Genomic DNA, 9,455 nt, shown 5'->3' with positions numbered 1-9,455 from the left:
ATATCCGGACATCCAAAAGGCATACGGACTGTGCCACTCACTGCGCATAATCTTCGCCAAGAACACCATCAAGGATGCAGCCAGGCTCTCCATGGCACGGTGGTACAATAAAGTTGAAGAGGCAGACTTCCATTCATTCAATGTGATTGCTGCCACATTCTACGAGCATTATGATGAGATATTGAACTTCTATAACAACAGATCTTCGAATGCCATGGCAGAATCGTTCAATGCCAAAATTAAACTTTTCCGAGCCAATCTAAGAGGAGTGGCAGACAAGAAGTTCTTTTTATTCAGAATTGCAAAACTATATGCCTATCCCCATTGATTTTCTACTGAGCCCCATAACCTTTACCGCCATCGGATTAACCTTTTCAGCAGGTTTTGTTCCTGCTGAAAAGACATCCAGTTTATTGTCAAATGATTGCAAAAAGCCATGTGCCATTTGGCTGCGGCAGCTATTTCCTGATAATGAGAAGTGTTTAGTAGCCATTTCTATTATTTTTCTATTGACCACCTGATATTTTACCTGTTATCGTCATCATTCATTTTCTTGATAAGGTTATCTCTCAATGAATCAAGGTATAATGTCCGGCTGTCTTTCCGGTTTCGGATATTCAAATAAATGCGGTAAAACTCTCCGGCATCGGTATTAAAAACATTACAGAAATAATCTATCAATTCTTTAATATCAATATTTCCATAATCAATGCTTCCTTTTGCATATATAGCATAAATCAATTCGACAAGTTCTGTTTTAGTTCCTGTCCAAGTGTGTTTTATACGGGGAAATTTTGAATTATCCATTTCGTTTTCAGGATGCTTTTCAAGTTTTTTTAATTAAGCATTGAGATAAATGCGGAGCATCTCATTAGCTAATATTTTAGAAACCTTGTAATCAAAACTGGTAGAAAAATTATTGTCTCTTTCAAAGTAGAAACAATCGACATTCAACTCAATATCGGGCTCTACCCTAAGGAAATAATAACGATCAAGGTGAGTTTTCTCTGTCCTGTAATACTGGTAAAAATCTAAATTTTTATCAAAATAATCTTTTATTCTGTCTAATTCCTTTATAATATAATTTTTCTGTGCCGTATCACTTCCGGTCGGTCGCTTAGTTTCTATTTTATAAATCTCCGAAAAATAGATTAATTTACTGAAAAGTTGGGGTTTGTACTCTTTAAAAAAACATATTTCTTCCTCATCATTTTTGAACTTATAATCGTTCAGTTTCATCTTTAGTTGTTGCATAATTCCTTTTAGCAACAGAACTGCTTTTTTAGCTTTCCTCAGAGATGGTTCTTCTACCAGCTCAATGGCTTCAAGTTGAACATTCACTTTTTCGATTATAGTATTGACATGTTTATTCATAAGGCTATATTTTAGGTACAAACCCCAACAGGGCACAATTAAAATTTCATTTTTAAAATCTTAATAGCGTTCAATATTGCTAATAACGATACTCCAACATCAGCAAATACCGCTTCCCATAGGGTTGCAATACCTCCTGCACCCAGAATCAATACAATTAGTTTTACACCAAAAGCCAGACTTATATTTTGTATAACAATCCGGCGTGTAGCTTTACCTATTGTTATAGCCGTTGCTATCCGGATCGGTTGGTCTGTCTGTATAATGACATCTGCCGTTTCTATGGCAACGTCGCTACCCAGTCCACCCATCGCAATGCCTACATTGCTCATGGCAAGAACAGGAGCATCGTTTATCCCGTCACCCACAAAGGCAATGTTATTACCCGGCTCGGATTTCAACTGCTCTACATATTCCACTTTTCCTTCGGGTAGCAGATCACCATGCGCCTGCATGATATTCAATTCTGTGGCAAGCTGTGAAACGATGGCCTGTTTATCTCCTGACAACATTACAATATTTTTGATACCCAACTCGTGTAAAGCATTCACGGCTGTGGCTGCATCCTCTTTCGGAGCATCCGCTACCAGAATATATCCGGCATACGTACCATCGATTGCACATACGACAATCGTTTCGGGTATGGTAGCTAATTCCAGTGGAAACTCTACGTTATTCTTTATCAGCAATTTCGGATTGCCTACCAGAACAACTTTACCATTGATAGAAGCCTGTAAGCCGTGGCCTGCGATTTCGTTGACAACATCCGGCTTAATTACTTCGATATTCTGTTCTTTGGCATATTCTACAATGGCTTTCGCTATGGGATGCGTGCTTTGCGTTTCAATCGAAGCTATCAAGTTCACAAGATCAGTTTCGAGCAAATGATTTGCCGGAATTATCTTTTGCACTTTGAAAACTCCCTGTGTCAGCGTTCCGGTCTTGTCCATCACCACCGTATTTACTTTGGTGATAGCTTCCAGATAGTTACTTCCTTTAAATAGTATTCCGTTCCGGCTTGCCGCTCCGATACCACCAAAATAACCCAATGGAATGCTGATAACCAATGCACAAGGGCAGGATATAACAAGGAATACCAATCCACGATATACCCAATCGTACAGAACAAAGTTGAACGCCGGATTAATAGCAGAGTATACCAGTGGTGCCAACACGATAAGCGCAGCCAATGCCACCACTATCGGGGTATAAATGCGTGCAAACTTTCGGATGAACTGTTCTGCCGGAGCTTTTTTCTCGGTAGCATTCTGCACAAGGTCGAGAATGCGTGCCAGAGCACTCATACCGAAAGACTTGGTAATCTTTATTCGCGAAACGCTGTCGGTAAGTATCATTCCGGCAAATACCTCTTCATTCCTGCGAATGGTTCGGGGAACGCTCTCGCCTGTCAGGGCAGAAGTATTGAACGATGCCGATTCATTCAGCATCACACCGTCCAGTGGTACACGTTCTCCCACCTTAACTTCTACAATATCTCCCACATTTACACTTGCTGCCGATACGGTTTCTGTTTTATCCATCCTGATAACAGTAGCTGTTTCCGGACGGATATCAAGCAGGGCGCTGATGCTCCGTTTGGCACGGTGTATTGCTGCTTCCTGAAAGAGTTCGCCTACGGCATAGAACAACATCACGGCAACGCCTTCGGGGTATTCTCCGATAAAGAACGCCCCGATGGTAGCGATGCTCATTAAAGTAAATTCGCTGAATACGTCTTTCTGCCGAATGGCTTCCCATGCCTCCTTCATTACTGGTAAGCCTACCGGAATGTAAGCGATGATATACCAAGCAAGTTGAATCCACTTATCAGCAAAGAACGATAGTCCGGAAGCGGAGAAGATAATGCCTGCAATCAGCATCACAAAGGATATAGCTGTCCGGATGTAACTTCTTTTCTGCGAGGTTTCCATTTCCTGTTTGTTTTTGTCAACAACACAATTCCCATCATTGCAATTTCCCATAACTATTTTGTTTTACGATTATATCTATACGGTTTACCTATATTGGAAAAAATCGTTCAAATTGGCCCTATGTGCTCATTCAAATTGGCCCTATAGAGTTGCTGCGCATTTTTTCATTCAAAACCTGTTTAATATTTTCGTTTCAGGCTTACTTTTAATGCCGTTATTTATTATATTTTCATTGCAAAAATAGTTATAAATACTTTACATTCCAAGTAAATTACTTATTATTTGCTATTATTTTTCTCATAGATTCTCCTTTGAGTTCAATCCTGATGGCATTATGTACTATTCTGTCCATGATGGCATCCGCAACAGTTTTATCATCAATGGCATCGTACCATGCTCCCACCGGTATCTGCGAGGCAATGATTGTAGATTTTTTCCCATGCCTATCTTCAATAATATCCATGAGATGTGTTCTTGCCGTAGCATCAAAAGGCTGCAGTCCGAAGTCATCAAGTATTAGCAGCTCTGTTCGCTCTATTTTCTTGAGTTCCTGCAGTATAGTTCCCTTTGTCTTTGCCATTTTGAGTTGTGCCATGAGTCTTGCCGTGTTGGCATAGAGCACCTTGTGTCCTTTTTGACAGGCTTTATAGCCAAGAGCAGTAGCGATATAACTTTTTCCCGTCCCTGTACTTCCTACAAAAAAGATGTTTCTTGCTTCTGCCAAGAATCCAAGGTTTGCAAGTCTCTCCATCAGATTACGGTCCAGTCCTCTATCCATATTGTAGTCGATATGTTCAAGCGACGCCTCATATCTGAAGCTGGCTGTTTTGATAAGCCGATCGATGGTTCTGTTACATCTGTCATCCCATTCGTTGGTGATGAGCCAGGATATAAACTCATCGTTGGTCATCTTATCTAACGTAAAATTTTCCTGTGAGGCCTTGAAGGCTGCATGCATGCCCAGCAAGCGCATACGCTGCATACGGCTGAGTGTTTCTTCATTCATTGACATAATCTTGTTTCTTTTTAGTTATAATACTCTCTTCCTCTGATATTCTTATGAAGTGGTGTGGTAGGTGGCTCATTCATATCGTTCTCCTGCACACGATCCATTCCATTCTTGAGCGTTTCGCAGATGATCTGATAATTGTATAATCCCAAGGTTGCTGCATACTTGCAGGCTGCAACGAGTCTGTCCGTTCCTACTCTATCAGCAAGGGATAGTATTCCTTTGCATGACTTACAGGCTTGTAAGAGGAGTTTCTTCCCATCAATAACCCGCTCAAGGTATGTCTTTATAGTAATATCGATTTCCTCTGCCTTCTTTAGATATGGACTTGGATCATCCTCAAAGATTACTTGCTGACCTTTGGGAAGATGTTCCTTATCAGTGGTATAACCGAAGCCATCGTAACTTCTTTGGTGTTTGGCTATAAGCTTATAGTATAGGTAAACCTCAACGGTTTGTGAGGTGTAAAAGACGGTAACCTTCTTTCCCACATGGACATGTGGCACACTGTAGTAATGACCCTGTAGGCGGATATAGCCATTACGCTGCACGGTTAGAGTGAGTCGATGATGCAGTTCGTAGGGTACTAAAGGAAGTGGCTTCAGCATAGCCTTCTCTATGTCCTCAAACTGCTCTCTTCTGCTATAAGTCCTACCGGTGAGCACAGTGCCATTGTGTAGATCCAATGCAGACCATATTGCCTTGTTCAACGCCTCAAGACTCTGTCTATCTTTATCTTCAAGCAGAGGATAGATCTTTGCATAGCACAGTTTCACGGCATCCTCAACAAGCGCCTTGTCCTTAGGTCTTCTTACACGAGCCGGCATGACAACGGCTCCGTAGTGAGAGGCAAAAGCTTCGAAGTCATCATTGATAACGGCCTCATATCTGTTAGGACGCTTAACGGCAGATTTAAGATTATCAGGAACTATCATCGTAGGCACACCTCCAAAGAACTCCAAGGCATGTCTGCACGCCATAATAAGGTCATCCTTACTTTGGCTCATCACTACTTCCGCATAGGTAAGTTGGCTACATGGTAATATGGCAACAAAAAACTCTGCATACTTCTTCTTGCCCGATACCGGATCTATCAAATACTGCTTATCCCCTGCAAAATCAACATACATCTTCTCGCCGGCCTTATGTTCTATGTGCATAATGGTTTTCCCTTGGTCCATATATGCCCGTAAAAAACGATTGAAGCAGCAGTAAGAATAACCATCAGGATACTTTTCCTTGTACTCATGATACAAAATCTTCCTAGTCATGCCACGCTTCTTTAAACGCTTGGCATAATCCGGCAGTAAAGGAGAAAGCATCTCAAGTCTTGGGTAAACAGAGGATGTGGGAGAAAGCCCAAATAAATCACATAACTCTCCATCAGACATGGAAAGAAGTTCTTCCATAGAGAGTTTACTACGGTTATAAATCTCAAGGTACTTCCTTACTGTTGTTCGGGACATACCTAGTGTGTTAGCGATGGCACGAGAGCCATAACCAGCCTTACTAAGACAGAATACTTGTCGCAATTTGTTCATGACGATTGAATGATTAGGCATAGTTATCTGTAGTTATTAACGATTAGAAAATAATTTACAGATAAAGTTAAACCAGTCACTTCAAATACAACAAGCTAAATGATAAAAAACACATGGACCAGTGTCACGATTCCACCGGACCACTTTCAACGATTACTTGTGGACCACTTTCAATGAGCCAGAGGGGACCACTTTGTTCGATTATTTCCAATGAAATCATTAGAAAGTGTCTGAATTAAACGATGCACAACAAAAATATTCCCCACTTATCCAATGTGATAAATGGGGAATTTCTTTTTATGGCAATTATATACTACGTTGCAAAGGGACATTTTAGTTTTTCCTTAAATATAAGTAATGATATTACAGAATACAAATAATTATTTCACATAAATTCCCCTTATTTCCCACTTTTCCCGAAAACTTTTTTATCTCTTTATATACCTATAATTTAGCGGCTTGATAAGAGTATTCATCATTAAAATTATCAAGCAATGGAATCAAACAACAATGACAACTATGTGCTAGTCTTGGAAGACCGCACAGAGGTAAAGAACGAAAAGGAAACAGGAAAACTTTCCGTAGTTTCCGGTATCGACGACAAGGGCAACCTCCAAACAACCGAAGCTACCGCCGCCAATCAAGCGGCGTTTCTGAAGTTCAACAGCAAGGAGGGACTCCTGGAGAACTTCATGAAGAATTTCCTCCGTCAGTTCAACGAGCCTACCCGTTTCGGGCTGTACAAGGTCGTGGCAAGCAATGTGGAGCAGGGCGTGGGCAACCTGCGCACCCTGCTCCAAAGTCGTGAGAAGCCCGATAGCAAGCAGCAGCTGGCAGAGATTGGCATACCCTTTGAGGACTATCTGCCCCGGCAGAAGAACACCACAGCCATTGACCCGGAAGAAGTGGATTGGAAGCAGCTTGACCGTCTCGGTCTTTCCCGTGATCAGTTGGAGCAGAGCGGAGAACTCACAAATATGCTCAACTGGCAGAAGAGCAATCTCATGACGATTGCCATCCCGATGGGCGATACCACCATCTATACCGATGCCCGCCTTGCTTTCCGCACGGACGGTGAGGGCAACATCGGGCTGGCTATCCATCCTTTGCGCAAGGAGCCACAACTTGATTTCCCCTATATGGGCTACAAGTTCTCGCCCGAAGAGAAGGAGCAACTACTCACTACGGGCAACCTCAGCAAGACCATCGAGGTAACACCCAAGAACGGTGAGCCTTTTTCCGCCTACGTTTCCATTGACCCGCAGACCAACGAACTTATCGCCCTGCGTGCCGACCGGGTGAACATCCCCAAGGAAATCAAGGGCGTTACGCTTTCCGACGAGCAGTACAAGGATCTCGTGGAGGGCAAAGCCGTAAAGGTGGAGGGCATGACTGCCAAGAGCGGCAAGTCCTTTAGCGCCACCCTGCAAGTCAATGCCGAGCGAAAGGGCATTGAGTTCATCTTCGATGGCAACCGTGGGTTCAAGGAACGCCAACAGCAGACACAGCAGCAGGGCGCACCCCGTAAGCTCTGTGGATTGGAACTTTCCGACAAGCAACGCGAAGCCTTGGACAGTGGTCGCACGCTCTATTTGAAGAATATGGTGGATAAGGAGGGAAACTCCTTCAATGCCTACGTCCGTATGGACAAAGAGCAGAACCGCCCTCGTTTCTATAAATGGAACCCGGACAAGAAGCAAGATGCAGGCAAGGAAAAGGTTGTGGCAGTTGCCGAAGAACACAAGACACAGGTAGCGGTCAATAATGACGGCAAAACCAACGAAGCCACCAAAAAAGTGAACGAGCCATTGAAGACAGGGCAGACTGAGCCCACTGCCGACCAAAAGCAGAAGCAAAACGAGAAGAAACAGCAGCGCCGTGGTCGTAAGATGTAAAAAACAAGAGACTCGCTTTTGCGAGTCTCTGTATGTGGCGGCAGCGGGGTTAATCACTATATGTATTAGGAATATATCATCTTTATGTACAAAGGTCTTTATCTGCCACAACCCCAAGAGCCAATATAATATAATTTGAATTCATAGACTGTTTCTCCTTTCTGGTAAAACTTAAGATTGTCAAGCAATCTGCTGTAAAACTTATCAATAAAGGCAGCATATGACTGATTATACCAAAGCCTGATGATATTCCCCACAAAGTGCAGAAAATATATTGGTGCAAAGTTACAAATTAAAATTATAAAAACAAATGAATATATGTATTATTGCCGAGAAACCCTCGGTCGCCAGAGATATTGCCCGTATCGTAGATGCTAATACCAGACAAGACGGATATTTGGAAGGTAATGACTATGTGGTTACATGGGCGATGGGACATCTCATCACCCTCGCCATGCCTGAAGCCTACGGCTTTTCTGCCTACAAATCCGAAGATCTGCCCATCCGTCCCAATCCTTTCCTGTTAGTTGTACGACAAGTGCGTAAGGACAAGGAGTATATATCCGATCCAGCAGCGCTTAAACAGCTCAAAGTGATACGCTCCTGCTTTGACAAAGCAGACCGCATCATCGTAGCCACCGATGCAGGACGTGAGGGTGAACTCATCTTTCGCTACATCTATCAACATCTTGGTTGCAGAAAGCCTTTCGACCGTCTTTGGATTTCATCATTGACGGACAAAGCCATTCGTGAAGGACTTTCCAATCTTAAGCCGGGAAGCCATTACGACAATCTCTATTATTCCGCCAAGGCAAGAAGCGAAGCCGACTGGCTCATGGGTATCAATGCCAGCCGTGCATTGTCCATCGCCCGCAAAGGGGGCTATTCCTTGGGACGGGTACAGACTCCTACCCTTGCTATGGTCTGCCGTCGGTACATAGAAAATCGTGATTTTTCTTCCGTTCCTTATTGGAAACACTCTGCACTCATGGAGAAAGAGGGCTTGTTGCTGGAATCCGTTGGCTGTACTGACTATGAGAGTGAAGCATTGGCACAGACTGCTCTTGCTGCGCTTCGCAGTCAGAGCCAGCTTACGGTTGAATCGGTCGCAAGAAAGGTGGGACATACGTCACCACCACTCTTGTACGACCTTACTGCCTTGCAGAAGGAAGCCAACAGACGCCACGGCTTTTCAGCAGACAAAACCCTCTCAATAGCCCAGAGCCTCTATGAGAAGAAAATCACGACCTATCCCCGCAAAAGATTTCAGAATTTTATATCTTTCAGATAATCAATAGAATAACACCGAATAAAGAAGAAAAGGGTTACGATTTGGAAACGAGCGAGTTTCTTTCCCCTTCTTTATTCTGCAATGTCTCAAAGACCACTTACCTAACGTTGCAAAGGTAGTCTTTATTTTCGATGAAAACAAGAGAAAGCCACACTTTTTTATCAGTCCGTTTCATTTTTCCGCACTTGAATTGCCGTTTTATGCCCAAAGCCCATCTCATCGTGAATTTGCTGTTAAAAACTTCCTTTTTATTGTCTTCATCATCCTTTTGCGTGTTAAAAATAAAATTTTTCTGTGCAATTCCTTGCAAATTAAAGAAGAATAACCTATATTTGCGCTTAGGAAAAAACAACTTAAACGTTCATGCTTATGAAGACAACGTTGATTTTACCAATTTCAGCCCCCTTGACATAA

At 42.7% G+C, this 9,455-nt stretch carries 5 protein-coding genes and 4 pseudogenes; 4 read left to right on the top strand and 5 right to left on the bottom strand.

All coding sequences use genetic code 11. The annotated features are described in order from the left end of the window. Positions 1-328: transposase (locus H515_RS0110020; protein ID WP_028901906.1), on the top strand; the 328-nt coding region annotated here is incomplete at its 5' end. Positions 329-343: 15 nt separating this feature from the next. On the opposite strand, the pseudogene H515_RS14210 reads toward H515_RS0110020, so the two are convergent. The 5 genes and pseudogenes from H515_RS14210 to istA all read right to left on the bottom strand — a co-directional run. Further along, positions 344-493 (bottom strand): annotated as a pseudogene (locus H515_RS14210) (arsenate reductase/protein-tyrosine-phosphatase family protein); the annotation flags it as partial. 32 nt (positions 494-525) lie between these two features. Then, a pseudogene (locus tag H515_RS15110) lies at positions 526-1,239 on the bottom strand (RteC domain-containing protein). A 173-nt stretch (positions 1,240-1,412) separates the two neighbouring features. Beyond that, positions 1,413-3,356, bottom strand: coding sequence for a heavy metal translocating P-type ATPase (locus H515_RS0110010; protein ID WP_025877959.1), 1,944 nt, complete (start codon positions 3,354-3,356; stop codon positions 1,413-1,415). Positions 3,357-3,576: 220 nt separating this feature from the next. Continuing rightward, positions 3,577-4,317 (bottom strand): IS21-like element helper ATPase IstB, encoded by a 741-nt coding sequence (gene istB / locus H515_RS0110005; protein WP_025877962.1) that lies wholly within the window; start codon positions 4,315-4,317, stop codon positions 3,577-3,579. 14 nt (positions 4,318-4,331) lie between these two features. Beyond that, positions 4,332-5,876: an IS21 family transposase gene (gene istA, locus H515_RS0110000; protein ID WP_081410159.1), complete on the bottom strand. Its 1,545-nt coding sequence runs from the start codon at positions 5,874-5,876 to the stop codon at positions 4,332-4,334. Between the two features lie 473 nt (positions 5,877-6,349). Here istA and H515_RS0109995 point away from each other — a divergent pair, with 473 nt between their 5' ends. The 3 genes and pseudogenes from H515_RS0109995 to H515_RS14955 form a co-directional block, all read left to right on the top strand. Beyond that, positions 6,350-7,750: a DUF3945 domain-containing protein gene (locus H515_RS0109995; RefSeq protein WP_028901905.1), complete on the top strand. Its 1,401-nt coding sequence runs from the start codon at positions 6,350-6,352 to the stop codon at positions 7,748-7,750. Between the two features lie 310 nt (positions 7,751-8,060). Then, positions 8,061-9,008: pseudogene (locus H515_RS13370) on the top strand (DNA topoisomerase); the annotation flags it as partial. Between the two features lie 164 nt (positions 9,009-9,172). After that, positions 9,173-9,455: pseudogene (locus H515_RS14955) on the top strand (hypothetical protein); the annotation flags it as partial.

It is taken from the genome of Prevotella corporis DSM 18810 = JCM 8529 (genome assembly GCF_000430525.1).
Taxonomy (GTDB): domain Bacteria; phylum Bacteroidota; class Bacteroidia; order Bacteroidales; family Bacteroidaceae; genus Prevotella; species Prevotella corporis.
Note: the sequence above shows the minus strand (reverse complement) of the source record. Positions and strands in the feature narration are given on the sequence as shown.

Coding starts and splice junctions, on each gene's coding strand:
- H515_RS0110010 (WP_025877959.1), bottom strand. CDS start 3,356: ATGGGAAATTGCAATGATGGGAATTGTGTTGTTGACAAAAACAAACAG.
- istB (WP_025877962.1), bottom strand. CDS start 4,317: ATGTCAATGAATGAAGAAACACTCAGCCGTATGCAGCGTATGCGCTTG.
- istA (WP_081410159.1), bottom strand. CDS start 5,876: ATGCCTAATCATTCAATCGTCATGAACAAATTGCGACAAGTATTCTGT.
- H515_RS0109995 (WP_028901905.1), top strand. CDS start 6,350: ATGGAATCAAACAACAATGACAACTATGTGCTAGTCTTGGAAGACCGC.